Here is a 19,353-nt window from a genome sequence, read left to right as displayed (position 1 = left end):
CGTCAGCACTGCAAAATGACTCTTGACATTACCAGAACTGTATAATAATATTAAATTAGGTTATTGCAAAAAATAAATATTGGTGGATGAAGAATACGGGAGAAACGGGGCTATGCCCCGTACCGAAGATGCAAGCTAATATCTTCCCCGGGTATTAGCGAATCTTTCAGGTGCAAAGACCGTATTCTGACAACCTCTGGAAAGTTCTAGGAACGCCGAAGGGGCAAGCCCGACAAAGGGCGAAACTCTCAGGTACAAAACAGAGGGCAGGGGAGGTATACCTCCTTGCCCTCTGTTTACTTGTTGATGCCACTGAAAACGGATTCAGCTTTTTAGGTTAAACAGAGCAGCATGGGAGGATCCCTCTGCTCTGTTTTTAGTTTCAAGCTTGTAAAAGAGGCGCAAAATAAGAAGGGGGTGAGCGGTGGAGAGCATTCGGGTAACTGGTAACGTACCATAAAGAAACTGACGGCAATACAGGAATGGAGGGTAAGAAATGTCCTTAAAGAGAACACCGCTGTACCCGATGCACCAAAAACACGGCGGCAACATGATCGATTTTGGAGGCTGGGAGCTCCCGGTGGAGTACAAGGCTACGGGCATCATAGCCGAACATCACCAGGTGCGTCAAAAGGCCGGACTGTTCGACGTTTCCCACATGGGAGAGGTCGACATCCGGGGTGAAAAGGCCGAAGAATTTGTGCAGGAACTGATAACCAACGACATCAGCGCACTCAAAGAAAACCAGGTCTGCTACTCACCGATGTGCTATCCGGACGGCGGCTGCGTAGACGACCTCCTGATCTACAAATACGACCGCAACCACTACTTCCTGGTCATCAACGCCGCCAACACCGACAAAGACTTTGCCTGGATGCAGGAACACAAGCTCCCCGGGGTCACCCTGGAGAACGTCTCCGAAACTTATGCAGAACTTGCCCTGCAGGGTCCGCTGGCGGAAGAAGTCTTACAGAGCATCTGCGACACCGACCTCAAAGAAATCAACTACTACTGGTTCCGGCCTGCGGTCAAAGTAGCGGGGATAGAGTGTATCGTCTCGCGCACCGGCTACACCGGAGAAGACGGATTCGAACTCTACACCTCCCCTGACAAAGCCTGCGAACTGTGGGAAGCAATACTGGAAGCCGGCAAAGGGGAAGTACTCCCCATAGGATTGGGGGCGCGCGACACCTTACGCTTTGAAGCCAAAATGCCCCTATACGGCCACGAACTGAGCCGGGAGATCACCCCCCTGGAGGCTCGCCTGGACCGCTTTGTCAAACTCGACAAACCATCCTTTATCGGAAAAGAGGCACTGGCCAAACAAAAGGAAAAGGGCCCTGACCGGCTGCTGGTCGAACTGGAAATGACGGGGCGGGGCATTCCCCGTGCCGGTTACGAAATCCAAAAGAACGGCCAAAAAATCGGATGGGTGACCAGCGGCGGCTACGCCCCGACCTTAGGTAAAAACCTCGGCCTTGCCCTGGTAGAGAAAGAATACGCCGTACCCGGCGAAGAGATCGACATCATCATCCGCAACAAACCCGTAAAAGCGCGCACCGGCGAAGGCCTCTTTTACAAAAGAACAAAATAAACAACCGAAAAAACAAAAACAAAAGGAGCGATCGCCAATGGAAATCAAAGAAAACTACTATTACAGCGAAGACCACGAATGGGTGCGGGTAGAAGGTGACCTCGCCTACATCGGCATCACCGACTATGCCCAGCACCACCTTGGTGACATCGTATTCGTAGAACTGCCCGAAATCGACAGCGAATTTGCGGCGGGGGACACCATCGGCGTCATCGAATCCGTGAAAGCGGTAGCCGACATGCACACCCCTGTCTCCGGCACCATCACCGGTGTCAACGAAGCCTTAGAAGACGAACCGGAAACACTCAACAAAGACCCCTACGGTCAACACATCGCCGTCTTAAAAATGAGCAACCCGGATGAACTCAACAACCTCATGAACGCCGAACAGTACGCCGAATTTTGCGAAAAGGCAGAAGAATAAAGGCAAAGCGGAGGAGGAGCTCAGATGAACTACGTACCCAACCCCCCCTGGGTAGTCCGGCAGATGCTGGACGCCATAGGGGTAAAAGACATCGACGACCTGTTTGCGGACATCCCGGACGACCTAAAACTCGACAGAGAACTCAACCTGCCCGGGCCGCTGTCGGAGATGGAACTGCGCAGGGAACTGGCGGCCCTGGCTGCCAAAAACCTGAGCGCCGCCGACCGCCCCTGCTTTCTTGGAGCCGGGGCCTACGACCACTACATCCCGGCGGTAGTCGAACAAATGCTCCTGCGCTCCGAATTCTACACCGCCTACACACCCTACCAGCCGGAACTGAGTCAGGGAGTACTGCAGTCCATCTTCGAATACCAGACCATGATCTGCAACCTCACCGGCATGGACCTGGCCAACGCCTCCATGTACGACGGAGGGAGCGCCCTGGCCGAGGCCTGCGCCCTGGCCTGCGACGCCACGCGCCGCAAAAAAATCCTCATACCGGACACAATTAACCCGCGCTACCTGGACGTAGTTAAAACCTACGCCATGGGCGACAAAATGGAGATCATCACCGTACCCGGAAAAGACGGCGGTGCCGACCCTGACGCCATTGCCGCCCTCATCGACAAAAACACCGCCGCAGTAGCGATCCAGCACCCCAACTTCTACGGCAACCTGGAAACAGGACTACAAGAGATCGAAAAAGCCGTCCACCGTGCCAGGGGCCTCCTGATCATGGTCGTTGACCCCATATCCCTCGGCCTGCTGAAACCGCCCGGCTCCTGGGGTGCCGACATCGCCGTCGGCGAAGGGCAGCCCCTGGGCAACCCCTTAAGCTTCGGCGGCCCCTACCTGGGCTTCTTTGCGGCAACCGAGAAACTGATGCGCCGGGTTCCCGGGAGACTGGTAGGAGAAACCGTTGACCGGGAAGGCAACCGCGCCTTCGTCCTCACCCTCCAGGCCCGGGAACAGCACATCCGCAGAGAAAAGGCCGGCTCCAACATCTGCTCCAACGAGGCCCTCTGCGCCCTGGCCGCAACCATCTACCTCACCGTAGTGGGCAAAGAAGGCCTCAAAGAGATCGCCAGGCGCTGTCACCAACTGGCCTGCTACGCCAAACGACGACTGGAACAGGCCGGCCTCCAACTGAAATACCGGAAACCCTTCTTCAAAGAATTCGCAGTAGCCGTTCCCGATCCCCGGGCGGCCAACGCTGCCCTTCTCCAAGAAGGGATCATCGGCGGCTACGAACTCGACGGAGCGCTCCTGCTTGCCTTCACCGAAAAGCGCACCTGCGCCGAAATCGACAGGCTCGTATCAGTACTCGGGAGGGATGGCCGATGAAACTCATCTTTGAAAAGAGCGTCAAAGGAGCCCGGGCGTTCACACTGCCCGCAAGCGACCTGCCAGAAGAAAAACTGGCGGAAGAAATCCCTGAAGAACACCTGCGGGAAGAAGACCCGCTGCTTCCGGAAGTCAGCGAAGTGGAGGCCGTGCGCCACTTCACCGAACTTTCCCGGAGAAGCTACGGAGTCGACAGCGGCTTCTACCCCCTCGGCTCCTGCACCATGAAATACAACCCCAAGATCAACGAATGGGCGGCGCGCCTTCCCGGCTTCGCCGGCCTCCACCCCTACCAGCCGGAGGAGACCGTCCAGGGAGCCCTGGAACTGATGTACGAACTGGAACAGATGCTCTGCGAAATCACCGGCATGGACGCCTTCACCCTCCAGCCGGCGGCCGGAGCGCACGGGGAAATGACCGGAGCGATGATCATCAAAGCCTACCACAACAGCCGCGGGGACACCAAACGCACCAAAATGATCGTACCCGACTCCGCCCACGGCACCAACCCGGCCACCGCCAACATGCTGGGCTACAAAGTAATCGAAGTCAAATCGGATGAGCGCGGCCTGGTTGACGTCGACGACCTGCGCGCCCTGATGAGCGACGAAATCGCCGGCCTGATGCTGACCAATCCCAACACCCTCGGCCTTTTCGAAGAAAACATCCGGGAGATCGCCGCGGTCGTCCATGAAGCCGGCGGACTCCTCTACTACGACGGAGCCAACGCCAACGCCATCATCGGCATTGCCCGTCCGGGGGACATGGGATTCGACATCTGCCACCTCAACCTGCACAAAACCTTCGGCACCCCCCACGGCGGAGGTGGCCCCGGCTCCGGACCGATCGGCGTCAAAGACTTCCTGGCAAAATTCCTGCCGGTGCCTGTAATCGAAAAACGGGAGGGGAAATACCGGCTCAACTACGACAGGCCGGACACCATCGGCAAGATCCAGACATTCTACGGCAACTTCGGAGTAATGGTTAAAGCCTACACCTACATCAAGGCCCTCGGCAGCGCTGGGATGAAGGAAGTCAGCCGGAACGCCGTACTCAACGCCAACTACCTCCGCACCAAACTGGCGGGCAGCTACGACATACCCTACAACCGCCTCTGCAAACACGAATTCGTAGCCTCCGCCAGGAAGCAGAAAAAGGAGAACGGCGTCGCCGCTCTCGACGTAGCCAAAGGCCTGATCGACCGCGGCTTCCATCCGCCGACGATCTACTTCCCCCTGATCGTCGAAGAAGCCCTGATGATCGAACCGACCGAAACCGAAACCAAAGAGCGGCTGGATGCCTTCATCGAAGCCATGCTGGAAATCGACCGGGAAGCCCGGGAAAACCCGGAGCGGCTGCAAGAAGCGCCGCACAATGCGGTTATTCGCAGACCGGACGAAACAAAAGCAGCAAGACAACCCATTCTCAAGTGGAAACCTCAACAATAAATAACCCATGCCGCCGGCAGCCGGCCGCTGCCCCCCCTCTAAAACAGCCGGCTGCCGCCGGCGGCCTGTTTAAAAAGCACCCGGAGAGAAGAAGGAGGAACTAACGATGAAGGACCTGATAATAATCGGAGCGGGCCCGGGCGGTTACGTAGCGGCAATCCGGGCATGCCAGCTGGGAATGGACGTTGCCCTGATAGAAAAGGACGCCCTGGGCGGCACCTGCCTCAACCGGGGGTGCATTCCCACCAAAGCCTACTTCCAGAACGCCGCCGTACTGAAGACCCTGACCAGGCTCTCCGAATACAACGTGCGGGCGGAAAACATCGGCTTCGACATGAAAGGCGCCAGAGAAAGAAAGGACCGGATAGTGGCCAGGCTGACCTCCGGAATTAAAGACCTCCTCAAGGGATACGGCGTAGAGGTAATCCCAGGGGAAGCCGGCATTGCCGCACCCGGCCGTGTCCGGGTCGGGGGAGAAGAAATCACCGCCAGGAACATCCTCATCGCCACCGGCTCCGAGCCGGCGGTGCCCCCCATCCCCGGAGTCGACCTGCCGGGTGTCGTCACCAGCGACCAACTGCTGGAACTGGATACCGTGCCCGAGCGCCTGGTCGTCATCGGCGGTGGAGTCATCGGCATCGAATTCGCCTGCATCTTCAACGCCTTCGGCAGCCAGGTCACCGTCATCGAATACCTGCCCGACATCCTGGGTGCCCTGGATCGGGAGATCACCAGGAGAATGGGCGTCTACCTGAAAAAACAAAAGATCGCAGTGCACACCCAAACCGGAGTCGAAAGAATCGAGCGCCGGGGTGCCGGCCTCCGAGTAGTGGCCCGAGGCCAAAAGGGAACCATCAAATGCGCTGCCGACATCGTCCTGCTGGCAACAGGCCGCAAGCCCTACACCCGCGGCCTGGGGCTGGAGCAACTGGGCGTCACCTGTGACCAAGGCTTCATCGAAATCAATGAGAACTACGAAACCTCCGTACCCGGGATCTATGCCATCGGAGACGTCATCAAAGGGCCGATGCTGGCCCACGTGGCCTCCGAAGAGGGGATCGCCGCCGTGGAAAGAATGGCCGGCCTCGACCACAGAGTTGACTACGACGCAGTTCCCTCTTGCGTTTTCTCCTTCCCGGAGATCGCCTCGGTAGGCTTAAGCCAGGAAGAAGCCGAATCCCGAGGCATCGACATCAAAGTAGGAAAGTTCCCCTTTGCCGCCAACGGCAAAGCCCTGGCCATGGGCGAAACCGACGGTCTGGTCAAAGTGATCGCCGACGCCGACGAAATAATCATCGGCGTGCACATCATCGGCCCCCATGCCAGCGACCTCATCCAGGAGGCGGGAGTTGTGGTCAGAAACAAACTCAAGGCGGCGGATGTGAGCGGCACCATCCATCCCCATCCCACCCTCGGTGAAGCCTTCCTGGAAGCGGTACTGGACGTCCAGGGCAGATCCCTTCACTCCCTGCCGAAGAAAGGCCGCTGAACTCCTAAAGGAGGAGGGTATCCGTGATTCGCATCATCAACGAATCCGTCAACCCCTATTTCAACCTAGCTTTGGAAGAATATCTGATGAAAGAGTTTGACCCCGGAGAGGACCTCTTCATGCTCTGGCAGAACAGGCCAGCCGTAATTGTGGGCAGGAACCAGAACACCTGGGAGGAAATCAACCACCAGTTCGTGAAAGAAAATGAAATTGCAGTGGTCAGGAGGCTGACAGGGGGCGGGGCGGTCTACCACGATCTGGGCAATCTGAACTTCACCTTCATCGCCAGGAGGCAAAAGGCCGGCCAATACGACTTTGAGAGCTTTGCCAGACCGGTAGTCGCTGCCTTGAGGAACCTTGGCGTACCGGCGGAATTCTCGGGCAGGAACGACATCCTGGTGGCGGGGAAAAAGGTCTCCGGGAATGCCCAGTACCGCTACGGCAGCTCCGTCCTGCACCACGGCACCCTTCTTTTCGATACCGACATGCACAACCTGGTGCGCGCCCTCCACGTCGGCCGGGAAAAACTGGTGGCCAAAGGGGTTGCCTCGGTGAGGAGCAGAGTGACCAACATCAAAGAGCACCTGCCGCAGCCCCTGAACGTAGAAGACTTCCGAAATGCCCTGGTGAAAGCCCTTTTTCAGGCGGAGGGTGGGCAAAGTGTGGAGTACCGCCTCTCCGAGGGCGAACTCGCCCGGGTTGAGGAACTGGTGAGAACGAAGTACGGCACCTGGGAGTGGAACTATGGAGCCTCACCGGGATACGGTTTGCGGAAATCGGCTCGCTTCGACTGGGGCAAACTGGAGGTGCTGCTGGACGTCAAAGACGGCATGATTGCCGGCTGCAAGATCTACGGTGATTTTTTCGGCAGAGAGGACATCTCCGGCCTGGAGGAATACCTAACAGGTCTCCCCTACCGGGAGAGGGAGTTAAGGCAGGCTCTGGGGAAAATAGATCTTGCTTCTTATGTCAACGGATTGGGTGTTGAATCCCTGCTGAGGTGTTTATTGGACGAAAATGAGGGTTAGCTGATGCAGGCACCATTATCTATCGAACGTTCCTCTCTTGAGCAGTTGAGATGGAGACAGAGGTTAGGGTTTCAGAATTCCTGTTACTGCGAACGGATAAGCAGGTTAAGATAGAAGCAGATAGGAGTGGCCGTACGTTTTACCGGGAAACGGGGTCGATTGCCTCGTTCGCACCGATACTTCTGTTTGGCTCCATAAAATGGAGGGGGAGAAAAGATGGGTGAAAGTGGCACAGTAAGGAGCGGTAATCTCAACCTGCAGGAGGTCACCAAACAGGTGGAGGCGGCTTTGTGTGATTTATTGCAGTGTGCCAACCTGAAACCCGGTCAGATCCTGGTCGTGGGTGGGAGCACCAGTGAGGTTCTCGGCAGGCCCATCGGTTCGGCAACCAGTCTGGAGGTAGCCCATGCCATCCTCGACGGTATTTTGCCACAGGTGAAAGAGCGGCGGATCTTTTTGGCCGTTCAGTGCTGCGAACACTTAAACCGGGCCCTCGTAGTGGAGGAAGAATGTGCCGCTAGATACGGTCTGGAAATCGTATCCGTTTATCCTTATACTAAGGGCGGCGGCGGTCTTGCGGCAGCGGCGATGCAGAGGTTGGAGAATCCCGTGGTTGTAGAAAGCATCAAGGCTGATGCCGGAATGGATATCGGCGATGTTTTTATCGGGATGCATATCAAAAGCGTCGGGGTTGTGGTCAGGAGCAGGGTGAAAAGCATCGGTTTCGCCCATCTGAGCATGATCCGCACGAGGCCTAAGCTGATCGGCGGTGCCCGAGCCCGGTACTCTAAGGAAGAGTGCGAATAGGCTAAGGGGAGGATACAGAAATTGTCGGTGAGAAGTGTTTTTGAAATCATCGGCCCTGTGATGGTTGGGCCCTCCAGCTCCCATACCGCAGGTGCGGTGAGGATCGGAAACGTTGCCAGAGCGGTTTTGGGAGAGGAAATCCGGCGGGCGGAAATCACCCTCTACGGCTCCTTTGCAAAAACTTATAAGGGTCACGGAACCGATCGCGCCCTGGTTGCCGGCCTGCTCGGCATGTCCGGTGATGATCCCGGGATTAAAGATTCCCTGAACAGAGCCGCTGCACTGGGACTGGAGGTGCAAATCGGCCTGGCCCGAGGTGAGGAATTTCATCCTAACACGGCCGATATCGAATTAACCGGGGTGTCGGGCAAACGGATCTTTCTGCGGGGGAGTTCGGTTGGCGGGGGTAACATTTTGATAACCAGAATCAATCAATATGATCTATCCCTGACAGCTCACGAGCCAACTCTGATTGTGGAACATCTTGACAGGCCCGGCGTGGTCGGCCGTGTCGCCGGGATATTAGGGGACAACGGGATCAACATTGCAGAGATGAGGGTGACCAGGGGTAACCTGACAGAGGATAAAATAATGGTTCTGGAGACGGATAACCAGGTTTCTGATGAGATACTGGTAGCTATTGCCCGTTTACCAAACGTAACAGCTGTTATTAGAATCTAACCGGGAGTGTTGCTCGTGATGAGACGGAAAAACACCATCAGCGAACTGGTTGCAGTAGCAGAAACAAGAGGCTGCTCCCTCTGGCAGGTGATTTTGGAGAAGGAGGAGCGGTTGCAGGGGAGAGACCGGAAGGATATCTGGCGAACGATGGAGAAGTACTGGGCGGTTATGAAGGAATCTCTTGATGCCGGCCTCCAACCCGGTAACAGGTCGTTGAGCGGACTTGTGGGAGAAGAAGGCTTCCTCTTGACCCGTTACCTGGAGAAAGCCAAACCCTTATCGGGATCCGGTTCGGTTTTGGCCGCAGCCAGGGCTATGGGAGTGGCGGTAGTTAATGCTTCGCAGGGGAGAATCGTCGCCGCACCGACGGCGGGATCCTGCGGTATTCTGCCTGCGGTCCTGGCCACGGTGGCGGAGAGAACTGGGGCTTCGGAAGAGGCGGTGATCGGAGCCCTCTTCACCGCTGCGGGGGTGGGTATGGTCATCGATGAGCAGGCGAGTACTGCCGGTGCAAAGGGCGGTTGTCAGGCCGAGTGCGGTTCGGCCTCCTGCATGGCTGCAGTGGCGGCGGCGGAAATGGCCGGAGGTACGCCCCGTCAGGCGGTCAATGCCGGCGCACTGGCTCTCAAGAACTTCCTGGGACTGGTTTGCGATCCGGTTGCCGGTTTGGTGGAGGTTCCTTGTGTGAAAAGAAATGCCATTGGGGCGGCAGTCGCCCTGCTGGCGGCCGACATGGCCCTGGCGGGGATCGAGAGTAAAATCCCTCTTGATGAGGTAATCCAGGCCATGAAGGAGGTAGGGGATGCCCTGCCGGATTCTCTCAAAGAGACATCCCTGGCGGGCCTTGCTGCTACACCTACCGCCAGGGAGATCGAAAAGAGGATCGGGGCAGGTGATCGAGGAAATAATCATCCTGGTCTCTTGAAGGTCTAAAGGCGCCTGTGGGGTACCAGCAGGTATAGGAGGGAGCGTGGGGGTGGTTTGGCAGAGGGAATAACTGTTAAAGAAGCTCTTGATCTCATCGTCTTGAACGGTATTAAAGTTGGAAGAGTAATTGCCGGCTTCGGTGGTTTGGATAACATTATCACCAGCGTTAGTGTGATTGAAGTTCCCGACGCGACGCGTTGGTACCGAGGCAATGAGCTGCAGATCACCGCTTTTTATTCTATTAAGGATGACGTTAAAGCCCAGGTTCGGGTAATTGAAAGGATTGCCCAGTGTAACTGTTCGGCACTGGTTTTGTGCCATACAGGGATCTTTCTTAAAGAAGTCTCTCAGGAATTGATTGATGCGGCGAACTACTATAAGCTTCCCTTAATACTGGTGCCTGCCGAACTGGCTTATATTGATATCATTACCCCGGTGCTTGAGGCAATCATCGATAAGCAAAAAAGAGAAATTGAATACGCATTTAATGTGCAGAGGAAGATGAATCAGATTATCTTGCAAGGAAACAACATCCAGGTACTGGCCGGCAGCATAGCGAAGATACTCAAGTGTCCCTTACTGGTAATTGACGGCAACAATGCTGTTTTGGCAAGTGGCTGCTATAACAGTCAAGGGGATGTGCTGCTCAAAAAAGTACTGGGGGATCAGGAGTTATGCAAACTGTTGTTTGCTGCAGATGAGGCAATGAAAACCCTCCCTGGAACAGCTCGTTACAGCGTGGATATTCGAAAACTGACGTCGGCCGGAAAATATCTGGGTAAATTGGTGCTTTTTTTAGATCATGCTCTGTCTACCATGGAGAATGTGGCAGTGAATGAAGCATGTCAGGCGCTGAAGCTTGTACTGATGCAGGAAATGGCAAAAGAAGAAGAGAAGGAAAAAGCCAGGAGGGAATTTATTGATGAGCTGTTGTACGGCAGCACCCCCAAGAGGGAAGATTTGGTTTTATCACGTGCAGAGAATCTAAATATCAAAGTTCCGGCACCTCCGGTTGTAATGATTATCGAATTTGAAAGCTATGAGTCTTTATGTATAAAAGATAACAGGGATAAAGGGGCATGGGATAATGCGGTCAACTCCTTTCGGGATAAGAGCATCAATATCGTAAAAGCTGTTATGGTCGATGAGAAAAGTGACTGTATTGTTGTTCCCAGAGGGAATCACGTAATTGCTATCTTTTCAGTTGATAAAGAGCAGAGCGACTATGTTAAAAGTGTCAAAAAGATCGGCAGGCGAATAGAAGAAATATTGCGCAAGGATGGAATTGTTGATTTCGTTATTGCGTTCGGAAATCAGTATCCGCTGATAACGGATATCCACAAAAGTTATGTTGAGGCATTGAAAACAATCAATATCGCCAGAGTTGTGTTTAACCAGACGAGGTGTGTTCACGTCACCGACCTCGGCATTTATTATTACCTACCCGAACTGCTAACAGATAATGGTATCAATGAATATATAGATAGTGTGCTGAGCGTCATTGAGAAGTATGATCGTGAAAAAGAGGCTGACCTGTTGGAGACCTTTAAACTGCTTCTTTTCGAAGATAACGTTGTTAATATCGCCGATAAACTTTACGTTCACCGCAATACTTTGCTTAACAGAAAGAAAAAGATCCGACAGCTGCTGGGGGAAGATCCCTTTTCCCATCCGCTTAAACTCAATTACCAGCTGGTGATGCTGTTCGCTCAGCTCAGAAAAAACTGGACATAAATCATCTGCCAAAGAGCAAGTGCCCGAAAGGGCACTTTATTATTGTGCATTTGCACAGGCACCCCTGCTTTTTAATAGAAAGAAGCACATAGGATAAAAAAAGCAGAATTCAGAATTTTTTTAGCAATAATCGACATTAGTCGGTGTCGAAATGATTCTATCTTTTAGGGAAGGAGGATCTGGTTAATGCGGCGCATTTTAAAAACCAAACAAGATGCTGAGGATTTTGTAAGAGGCTGTACTTTTTATGGCACCGGTGGGGGTGGGCTTCCTGAAAGAGGATTAGAATCTCTGCTCAGCGAGATGGAGCAAGGCAAAGAGGTCGGATGGATTGATGTCAATGAGTTGCCTGATGATGCCTTAACTGTTTGTCCTTTTTTGATGGGCTCAATTGCCCCTCATACACCGGAAGTATTAGAGGAAATGAAGAGCTTTGGATTGACAACACCTCTGTACGATCACAAGAACACGCTTGCCAAGGCAATCATGGAGCTCTCTCTCTACACCGGGAAGAAAATCGATGCAGTTGTGCCTATCGAGTTGGGAGGAGCGAATACCCCCAGCGCGCTGGCTGCAGGGGTGGTTAACGGCATTCCAACTGTTGATGGGGATTACACCGGTCGTGCTATTCCAGAGATTCCGCAGACAACGCCGTATTTATTCGATAAGACCCTTTGGCCGATTTCCAGTGTGGACGCCTGGGGAAATGTGTCGATTATTAAGGATGTAATCAACTATGCCATGGCCGAACGAATTGGAAAGCTGATCAGTACTGCTGCCTACGGCCTGACCGGTGACGCCGGATTCCTGATGCCTGCCTGCGAGATGAAAAAGGTCGTTATCCCCGGTACGTTGACAGAATGTTATAACGTCGGCAAGCTGATCCGGGAAGCTCGCGAGCAAGGTGAGGATCCGGTTAGGGTAGTCGTCGACGATCTTAAGGGATGGATTCTGGTAAGAGGAAAAGTAACAGGCAAGGAATGGGAGGACAGAGTCGGTTATTACTGGGGAACGCATACGATTACCGGTGAGGGCGAGTATGCCGGCGACGTGGTAAAGATCTGGTTTAAGAATGAAAACCATATCTGCTGGAAAAATGATGAAGTCATTGTGACCAGCCCTGATATCATCATCGTAGTAAATGCCGATAACGGCGAACCGATAGCCAATCCGTCGCTTTCGATAGGGGATCATGTGGCGGTCATCGGTTTGCAGGCCCGCCCGGTCTTCCGGTCCGAGAAAGGGATCAACATCCTCGGCCCAAGAGCATTCGGTTTCGATTGCGACTATGTTCCTATCGAGAACCGCATGAAGTAGAGGGCATTAACGATAAGGGGGGTTTATGATGCCCAGATTAAAAAAATTAAAAAAAGCCGTTGCTTTGTTGCTGGTTGTCGGTCTGCTGGCAACGCTGGTGGGTTGCGGTGGCAGTAACCAAAATCAAGCGAAAGAGGTCAAACCTGAGGACAGCATTATCAGGATAACGGAGGATTGGCCGGTATTCATCGATCCCGGAGTAGGAAGCAAGTTCAGCGATTCGATTGCTCTGGTCAATACCTACGATACCCTGGTGTTTCCCAAACCGGATGGCACGGTTGTGCCGCATTTGGCCACCAAGTGGGACATCCTCGATAACGGTTTAACCTATAGGTTTTATTTGAGGGAGGGCGTTAAGTTCCACAACGGTGATGAACTAACTGCAGAAGACGTGGAGTTTAGCATGAAGCGCCTTCTGGATATCGGGGAAGGGTTTGCCTACCTGTTTACGAGGAATGTAGCGGAAGTCAAGGCCGTGGATAAGTATACGGTGGAATTCAAGTTAAGCCAGCCGTTCGGCCCCTTCCTGCAGTCCCTGGTGCGCCTCTATATCCTTAACAAGGATGAGGTGCTTGCCCATATACAAAAGAACGGTCAGTACGGAGAGATGGGCGATTACGGTAAGAACTGGCTTTTAACCAATGATGCCGGGAGCGGCCCCTATAAGGTTAAAGAAGTGAAAATGGAAGAGTACGTGCTCTGGGAGAAGTTCGACGATTACTGGGGTGGATGGGATGCCGATGCTCCCAAGTACTTTAAGCTCTCAGGGTCGGTGGAACCGATTACTGTAAGAACGGCAGTAGGTCGCCGGGAGCTGGAAATCACCGACGAACTGCAGCCATTAGAAAACTACAACATGATGGATAAGATTGAGGGAGTGGATGTGGCGACCTTCCTCAACGGACATAACCTCAACATGATGTTGAATACCAAGAAGGCACCGACCGACGACGTCCACTTTAGAAGGGCGCTGGCTTATTGCATTGACTACGACGCCATTATAACCAGCATCTATCCCGGTTCATCACTCAGCAAGGGTCCGGTGCCGGCCGTATTACCCGGGCATGACCCGACCATTCCTTCTTTTAAGAGGGATCTCGAGAAAGCAAAAGAAGAGTTGAAAAAATCGAAGTATTACGGAAAGCTCGACCAATATCCGGTATCTCTTAGCTGGTGCGCTGAAGCTCCCGAAGAAGAGAAATTAGCCTTGTTAATTCAGGCGAATGCTGCCGAATTGGGGATCAAGATCGAAATAACCAAGAAGCCGTTCGGTTCGATGATGGCAGATGCTCAAAAGATGGAAACGACGCCCAATGCCTCTCTGGTTTTTGTCGCACCGCACTATAATGAAGCAGGATCCATGCTGATGTCCAGATATCATTCCAGTTCCTGCGGTACCTGGGAGCAGATGGAATGGCTGCAAGATGAAAATATCGATAGATTAATCGAAGATGCTTTGGCGACAGTAGACATTAATGAGCGCTTTGAAAAATATGCGAAGGCGCAGAAGGCCATATTCGACCTCTGCCCGACCATCTGGCTCTTTGACCAGGCCGAGAAACGGGCCTACCAGAGCGCTTACATCTATTGGCCGACCGCAGAGAGGGCATTGAAGAAGGAAACAGGTTGTCTGCCAATGGGCTACGATCAGTACGTCCACGATATGAAGGTTTACCCCGAGAAACGGTTAGCTCTACTGTAAAATCCTGTTTTTAAGGAGGGGGCCACGAGGGATGGTCCCCTCCTCCATCCATTCAGTGAATCGTTTCTGCTATCAAGCCGCTGGTATTTCCTTAAAAAGGGTGAGGTAAATGGGGATCAATCTGCTCAAGCGTATCGGATTATCGATCTTTGTTTTATTCGGATTATCGATATTAATCTTTTTTATCAGCAGGGTTGTTCCGGGCGATCCGGCGCGACTGGCATTGGGCCCCCGGGCTCCGGAGTGGGCTGTTGAGAATCTGCGGCAGGAGATGCACCTTGATAAACCGTTATATGTCCAGTATGCTCTCTGGCTCAACGGGTTTGTCCATGGAGACTTGGGCAAGTCCCTGGTCACACGGCGTCCGGTGACTACTGACATCAAAGAATTTCTACCAGCGACTCTGGAAATTGTTATTCTGTCGGCAATAGTCCTGCTTGTTGGAGGAGTCTTTCTCGGAATCATATCGGCTAAATTTACCAATACGTGGTTGGACGGGTTGATACGCATTATTTCGTATTTAGGCATCGTATCTCCGGCTTTTGTCTGGGCGATTATTTTTGTATTGATCTTCGGCTACGCCCTGCCGATATTTCCGACCATGGAACGGCTAAGCCCGGGTGTAACGGCACCGCCGACGGTTACGGGAATGTATACAGTCGATAGTTTGCTGGCCGGGGATATGAGCACGTTCGTCGACGCCTTTAAGCATCTGGTGTTACCGGCCATTGCTCTGGCGATGGGCGGTATGGCACAGGCCGCGCGCATAACCCGCTCCAGCATGCTGGATAACATGGGGAAAGACTACATTGCGGCTGAGAAAGCCTACGGCATTCCGGAGGGCCTTGTCTTTGTGAAGTATTTACTAAAACCGTCTTTAATTCCAACTGTATCGGTGGCCTCGCTGGATATTGCTGCGCTGTTTGGGAATGCATTCCTGGTAGAGCTGATTTTCAACTATCCGGGCTTTTCTCGCTACGGCATAACTGCCATGTTGAACAAAGACCTGAATGCCATCGCCGGTGTCATTATGATCCTCGGTATTATTTTCGTTACGATCAATATCATCATCGATTTCATCGTTGCTTATCTCGACCCAAGAATCGGTCTGGCAGGGAGGTAATTATGGGTAATGATTGCTCAAAAGGCCTCAGATAATAGTGCGGTAAACAGGTATCTGGAGAATTTCAAAAAGGCCTGGTATAAATTTTCCCGCAATAAGATGTCGGTAGTAGGTCTTGTGATTGTGGTACTTATCATTTTAAGCGCAGTTTTTGCGCATTTTGTGGCACCTTACCCCCATCATGCAGGGGCATTTGTCAATTACGCGGAAGCGAATCTTGCTCCCTCATGGGATCATTTGCTTGGCACCGATGTCTTCGGTCGAGACATACTCAGCAGAATTATCTATGCCTTTCGTGGGGCATTGACTATGGGGATTGGGGTTTTGGTGGTAGTGGTTCCCATCGGAACGATTATTGGGCTCATCGCCGGATATATGAAGGGCACGCTGATAGAAACTGTTTTGATGAGAATCACCGATGTTTTTCTGGCCCTTCCACCGTTGATCCTGGCCCTGGCAGTGTGTGCGGTTATGCGCCCGACCCTCTTTAATTCCATGATGGCAGTTTGCATTTCCTGGTGGCCGTGGTATGCGCGTCTTGTCTATGGAATGGCTACTTCTCTGCGCAATGAGGTTTATGTCCGGGCAGCAGAATTGATAGGAGCGAGCAGATTCCACATTATCTTCAGGGAAATACTGCCGAACTGTCTCGCACCTATATTTACCAAAATGATGCTGGATATGGGATGGGTGATCTTGACTGGCGCCTCGTTGAGTTTCGTCGGTTTGGGAGAGCAGCCGCCGACTCCTGCTTTAGGAACGATGGTTTCCGACGGAGCAAAATATCTGCCAGATTACTGGTGGATTTCTATATTTCCGGCCATTGCTATTATGATTATCGTATTGGCATTCAACTTACTTGGTGATGGTGTAAAAGATATGTTATCAACCGAGGAGTGAAATCTTTTGGATGATTTGGTTAAGATACAGGACCTGTATGTATGGTTTAAGGTATACGGCGGATACATGAAGGTGCTGAACGGTGTCAATTTTTCTCTAGGAAAAGGAGAAAAAGTCAGCATTGTAGGGGAAACGGGCTGCGGCAAAACCACTACCATGAAGACGATCTTATGGATACTCTCCAGTCAGGCGTACATACCGAAGGGCGAGGTATTGTTTGAGGGAAAAGATGTTTTAAAAATGAAGGAGAGTGAAATCAAAAGGCTGCGGGGTAGGGGGGCGGCCATGATTTTTCAGGATCCAATGGCATCGCTGAACCCTGTATTCACTATTGGCGATCAGTTGGCAGCGGTAATATCTAATTCGGGAATTCGCGACCTTGACAAAGAGAAGATCAGGCAGCTGTCAATAAACGCCTTGAAAGAAGTCAAACTACCGGATCCGGACCGCATCCTGGGCAGTTACCCTTTTCAGATGAGCGGGGGTATGAGGCAGAGGATTTGTATCGCTATGGCTCTGGCAACTGAGAGAGCGCTGATCATAGCCGATGAACCTACCACCAATCTGGATGTGACGATCCAGGATCAGATTCTCGCCCTGTTAAGGGAGATGGTTGCAAAAAGGGGCAACTCTTTAATACTGATTACCCATTCAATGGGAATAGCCAGGGAGAATGCCGATCGCATTTACGTTATGTATGCGGGCAACATGGTGGAAGTCTCGGACAATGAAGAATTGTTTTCCAATCCGCTGCACCCCTACACCGAGATGCTGCTCAGCTGTGTTCCGAAGCTTTCCGGTGGGGGTATTGCCGAAGGCATACCCGGCAGGATTCCGGATTATTTGAACCCGCCGCCGGGATGTCGTTTTGAGCCGCGTTGCCCCTATGCGTTTAAGCGCTGCCGGGAGGAGAAACCGGATTTCTTCGATATGGGAAACGGACATAAGGTCGCCTGTTTTAAATACGATTAAATACAATTCAGAAGAAGAGGGTGCCGCTGTGTCTGAAAGTAGAGTAATACTGGAAGTCAAGGGTCTGAAAAAGTATTTCCCCGTCCATAGAGGGGATAAGACCCTGTTTGTTAAAGCAATAGACGGTATTGACTTTGAGGTACGCGAAGGGGAAACGGTTGGGTTGGTGGGTGAATCCGGATCGGGGAAAAGCACTACCGCCTACTGTGTAATCGGGATGTACAGTGTGACCGACGGGACCATTGTTTTTAAGGGTAAGGATATTAGTTGCGCTTCTGCCCAGAGGCCGCTGGAGCTGAAGCGAGATATGCAGATCGTTTTCCAGGATCCGGGGACATCGTTAAACCCGCAACACACTATTTACAAGATTCTCGAACTGCCGCTGAAGGTTCACGGCCTGGCGAAAGGGCATGAGCTGCACGATCGGATCGTCCAGCTGTTGGAGTCGGTGGAGCTTCCCGAAAGTTATCTCTATAAATACCCCCGCATGATCGGTGGGGGAGAAAGACAGATGGTGGCCATAGCCAGAGCACTGGCAACAAACCCTTCTTTTATGATTCTTGACGAGCCGACTTCATCACTCGATGTTTCTGTGCAGGCGAAAATAATCAACATGCTGTTGCGGTTGCAAAAGGAGTATAACCTTTCCTATCTGTTCATAACGCATGACTTAAGCCTGATGCGAAATGTGGCAACACGGGTGGTGATCATGTACCTGGGGAAGATAGCCGAGATGGCTCCTACGGAAATCTTCTTCCGGTCTCCGCAACACCCTTACACTCAAATGCTTCTGTCGTCAATACCTGTAGTCACCCAGCAGGAAGAGGATCTCAAACCGAAAAAGATCAAATCCCAGGGTGAAATACCCAGTCCTGTTAATGTTCCCCCGGGATGCAGTTTCAACACCCGCTGCCCGTTCGTAAAACCGGAATGTTATGAAAGGGATCCGGTTATGGTTCAGGTTGGGCCTGATCACTTTGTGCGCTGTAACCTTTTCACTTAATTTAACCCATTACACCTGTAAAGGAAGGATCGGATAGATGGATGTGCGGCGGGCCATTTTTGAGAGACGCAGTATCAGATCTTTTCATGACAGGCCGGTTGATAAGGAGCTGCTGATCAAACTGGTTGAGGCGGCGATCTGGGCACCGAGCGGGAGCAATATTCAACCATGGCATTTTATCGCCGTCAGCTGTGAGGAGCAGAAGGCCAGAGTCAAAGCTTTTGCGCCGGGATTGACCGTGCTTCCTCCGGCAATGCTGGTTATCTGTACCGACATGGATTTGTGTGAGCGGAAAGGCGGCCGCTTGGGACGGGATGTTTTAAGTTTAATGGATGCAGCCTTTGCTGCTGAGAACATTAACTTAATGGCAGTCGAACTCGGCCTGGGCACCTGTGTCATCAGATCCTTCAATCAAGCGGCCGTTCAGGAGGTTTTAAGGTTACCGCGGCATCTTGTTCCCCAGTTGATCATCTCTGTTGGTTATCCGAAGAAAATACCTGTTAGGCCCAGGCGAAGGGACGTTGCGGAGGTCTTGAGCTGGGAGGGGTATGGATAAATGGATAAGGCAATCGTCAGTAAAAATAAGTTGCTGGATCTTTTGTGTTTTATGGTAACGAGTGCCCGGGGGTGTTTGGACGAACCTCCGGGCTATGGGCCGCTGCGGCTTCTGGAAGCATACGCAATGCTGATCGATGCTTTGAATGAAGGTAACATCCCTGCCGTTTTTCTGGAGGAAAGGAAAAATATCGAAGGATATCTTATGCTGTGCATGTACGACGAAAAGAGCTTTCAAGAAGAACTCGACCGGACTGTAGCCCGTATTGCCAGAGCGCTCACCGAGAAATAATATTAGGAGGTAT

18 protein-coding genes and 1 riboswitch are annotated in these 19,353 nt (G+C 52.5%); all 18 genes read left to right on the top strand.

What is annotated here, in order from left to right; genetic code table 11:
- The first annotated feature begins 86 nt into the window (after positions 1-86).
- Positions 87-192: riboswitch (glycine riboswitch) on the top strand.
- Between the two features lie 304 nt (positions 193-496).
- The 18 genes from gcvT (at position 497) to TPH_RS08490 (ending at position 19,340) form a co-directional block, all read left to right on the top strand.
- Positions 497-1,594 (top strand): glycine cleavage system aminomethyltransferase GcvT, encoded by a 1,098-nt coding sequence (gene gcvT / locus TPH_RS08575; RefSeq protein WP_015050805.1) that lies wholly within the window; start codon positions 497-499, stop codon positions 1,592-1,594.
- A gap of 37 nt (positions 1,595-1,631) precedes the next feature.
- The gene (gene gcvH, locus TPH_RS08570; RefSeq protein ID WP_015050804.1) at positions 1,632-2,018 is read left to right on the top strand and encodes a glycine cleavage system protein GcvH; all 387 of its coding nucleotides are present in this window, start codon (positions 1,632-1,634) and stop codon (positions 2,016-2,018) included.
- 24 nt (positions 2,019-2,042) lie between these two features.
- A complete protein-coding gene (gene gcvPA, locus TPH_RS08565) occupies positions 2,043-3,362 on the top strand; it encodes an aminomethyl-transferring glycine dehydrogenase subunit GcvPA (RefSeq protein WP_015050803.1) in 1,320 nt (439 codons plus the stop codon).
- Positions 3,359-4,810: an aminomethyl-transferring glycine dehydrogenase subunit GcvPB gene (gene gcvPB / locus TPH_RS08560; protein WP_015050802.1), complete on the top strand. Its 1,452-nt coding sequence runs from the start codon at positions 3,359-3,361 to the stop codon at positions 4,808-4,810. The genes gcvPA and gcvPB overlap by 4 nt, the downstream gene beginning before the upstream one ends.
- A gap of 106 nt (positions 4,811-4,916) precedes the next feature.
- The gene (gene lpdA / locus TPH_RS08555) at positions 4,917-6,299 is read left to right on the top strand and encodes a dihydrolipoyl dehydrogenase (RefSeq protein ID WP_015050801.1); all 1,383 of its coding nucleotides are present in this window, start codon (positions 4,917-4,919) and stop codon (positions 6,297-6,299) included.
- 23 nt (positions 6,300-6,322) lie between these two features.
- On the top strand, positions 6,323-7,327 hold the full coding sequence (locus TPH_RS08550; RefSeq protein ID WP_015050800.1) for a lipoate--protein ligase: 1,005 nt from the start codon (positions 6,323-6,325) through the stop codon (positions 7,325-7,327).
- A gap of 216 nt (positions 7,328-7,543) precedes the next feature.
- Entirely contained in the window at positions 7,544-8,134 is a 591-nt protein-coding gene (locus tag TPH_RS08545) for a TIGR01440 family protein (protein ID WP_015050799.1), read from the top strand.
- A gap of 27 nt (positions 8,135-8,161) precedes the next feature.
- Positions 8,162-8,815 carry an L-serine ammonia-lyase, iron-sulfur-dependent subunit beta gene (sdaAB, locus tag TPH_RS08540; RefSeq protein WP_028990936.1) on the top strand — a complete coding sequence of 218 codons (654 nt, stop codon included), beginning with the start codon at positions 8,162-8,164 and terminating at the stop codon, positions 8,813-8,815.
- 18 nt (positions 8,816-8,833) lie between these two features.
- On the top strand, positions 8,834-9,748 hold the full coding sequence (sdaAA, locus tag TPH_RS08535) for an L-serine ammonia-lyase, iron-sulfur-dependent, subunit alpha (RefSeq protein ID WP_015050797.1): 915 nt from the start codon (positions 8,834-8,836) through the stop codon (positions 9,746-9,748).
- 48 nt (positions 9,749-9,796) lie between these two features.
- Positions 9,797-11,476 carry a PucR family transcriptional regulator gene (locus TPH_RS08530; RefSeq protein WP_015050796.1) on the top strand — a complete coding sequence of 560 codons (1,680 nt, stop codon included), beginning with the start codon at positions 9,797-9,799 and terminating at the stop codon, positions 11,474-11,476.
- Positions 11,477-11,662: 186 nt separating this feature from the next.
- Complete coding sequence (locus TPH_RS08525) at positions 11,663-12,793, top strand: DUF917 domain-containing protein (protein WP_015050795.1); 1,131 nt, start codon at positions 11,663-11,665, stop codon at positions 12,791-12,793.
- Between the two features lie 25 nt (positions 12,794-12,818).
- Positions 12,819-14,495 (top strand): ABC transporter substrate-binding protein, encoded by a 1,677-nt coding sequence (locus tag TPH_RS08520; RefSeq protein WP_028990937.1) that lies wholly within the window; start codon positions 12,819-12,821, stop codon positions 14,493-14,495.
- 109 nt (positions 14,496-14,604) lie between these two features.
- A complete protein-coding gene (locus TPH_RS08515) occupies positions 14,605-15,618 on the top strand; it encodes an ABC transporter permease (RefSeq protein ID WP_015050793.1) in 1,014 nt (337 codons plus the stop codon).
- 9 nt (positions 15,619-15,627) lie between these two features.
- On the top strand, positions 15,628-16,518 hold the full coding sequence (locus tag TPH_RS08510) for an ABC transporter permease (RefSeq protein WP_015050792.1): 891 nt from the start codon (positions 15,628-15,630) through the stop codon (positions 16,516-16,518).
- 6 nt (positions 16,519-16,524) lie between these two features.
- On the top strand, positions 16,525-17,490 hold the full coding sequence (locus TPH_RS08505) for an ABC transporter ATP-binding protein (RefSeq protein WP_015050791.1): 966 nt from the start codon (positions 16,525-16,527) through the stop codon (positions 17,488-17,490).
- Positions 17,491-17,518: 28 nt separating this feature from the next.
- Complete coding sequence (locus TPH_RS08500) at positions 17,519-18,493, top strand: ABC transporter ATP-binding protein (RefSeq protein ID WP_015050790.1); 975 nt, start codon at positions 17,519-17,521, stop codon at positions 18,491-18,493.
- A gap of 37 nt (positions 18,494-18,530) precedes the next feature.
- Entirely contained in the window at positions 18,531-19,049 is a 519-nt protein-coding gene (locus TPH_RS08495; RefSeq protein ID WP_015050789.1) for a nitroreductase family protein, read from the top strand.
- A complete protein-coding gene (locus TPH_RS08490) occupies positions 19,050-19,340 on the top strand; it encodes a DUF6092 family protein (protein WP_015050788.1) in 291 nt (96 codons plus the stop codon).
- Positions 19,341-19,353: the final 13 nt, after the last annotated feature.

The organism is Thermacetogenium phaeum DSM 12270 (assembly GCF_000305935.1).
Classification (GTDB): Bacteria; Bacillota; DSM-12270; order Thermacetogeniales; family Thermacetogeniaceae; genus Thermacetogenium; species Thermacetogenium phaeum.
This window is presented reverse-complemented; position numbering and strand designations above follow the sequence as displayed.

Bases quoted from the DNA above. Each gene is read 5' to 3' on its own strand.
- TPH_RS08545 (WP_015050799.1), top strand. From the start codon at position 7,544: ATGGGTGAAAGTGGCACAGTAAGGAGCGGTAATCTCAACCTGCAGGAG.
- TPH_RS08510 (WP_015050792.1), top strand. From the start codon at position 15,628: ATGATTGCTCAAAAGGCCTCAGATAATAGTGCGGTAAACAGGTATCTG.
- TPH_RS08520 (WP_028990937.1), top strand. From the start codon at position 12,819: ATGATGCCCAGATTAAAAAAATTAAAAAAAGCCGTTGCTTTGTTGCTG.
- TPH_RS08490 (WP_015050788.1), top strand. From the start codon at position 19,050: ATGGATAAGGCAATCGTCAGTAAAAATAAGTTGCTGGATCTTTTGTGT.
- sdaAA (WP_015050797.1), top strand. From the start codon at position 8,834: ATGAGACGGAAAAACACCATCAGCGAACTGGTTGCAGTAGCAGAAACA.
- lpdA (WP_015050801.1), top strand. From the start codon at position 4,917: ATGAAGGACCTGATAATAATCGGAGCGGGCCCGGGCGGTTACGTAGCG.
- TPH_RS08515 (WP_015050793.1), top strand. From the start codon at position 14,605: ATGGGGATCAATCTGCTCAAGCGTATCGGATTATCGATCTTTGTTTTA.
- gcvPA (WP_015050803.1), top strand. From the start codon at position 2,043: ATGAACTACGTACCCAACCCCCCCTGGGTAGTCCGGCAGATGCTGGAC.
- gcvT (WP_015050805.1), top strand. From the start codon at position 497: ATGTCCTTAAAGAGAACACCGCTGTACCCGATGCACCAAAAACACGGC.
- TPH_RS08495 (WP_015050789.1), top strand. From the start codon at position 18,531: ATGGATGTGCGGCGGGCCATTTTTGAGAGACGCAGTATCAGATCTTTT.
- gcvH (WP_015050804.1), top strand. From the start codon at position 1,632: ATGGAAATCAAAGAAAACTACTATTACAGCGAAGACCACGAATGGGTG.
- gcvPB (WP_015050802.1), top strand. From the start codon at position 3,359: ATGAAACTCATCTTTGAAAAGAGCGTCAAAGGAGCCCGGGCGTTCACA.
- TPH_RS08525 (WP_015050795.1), top strand. From the start codon at position 11,663: ATGCGGCGCATTTTAAAAACCAAACAAGATGCTGAGGATTTTGTAAGA.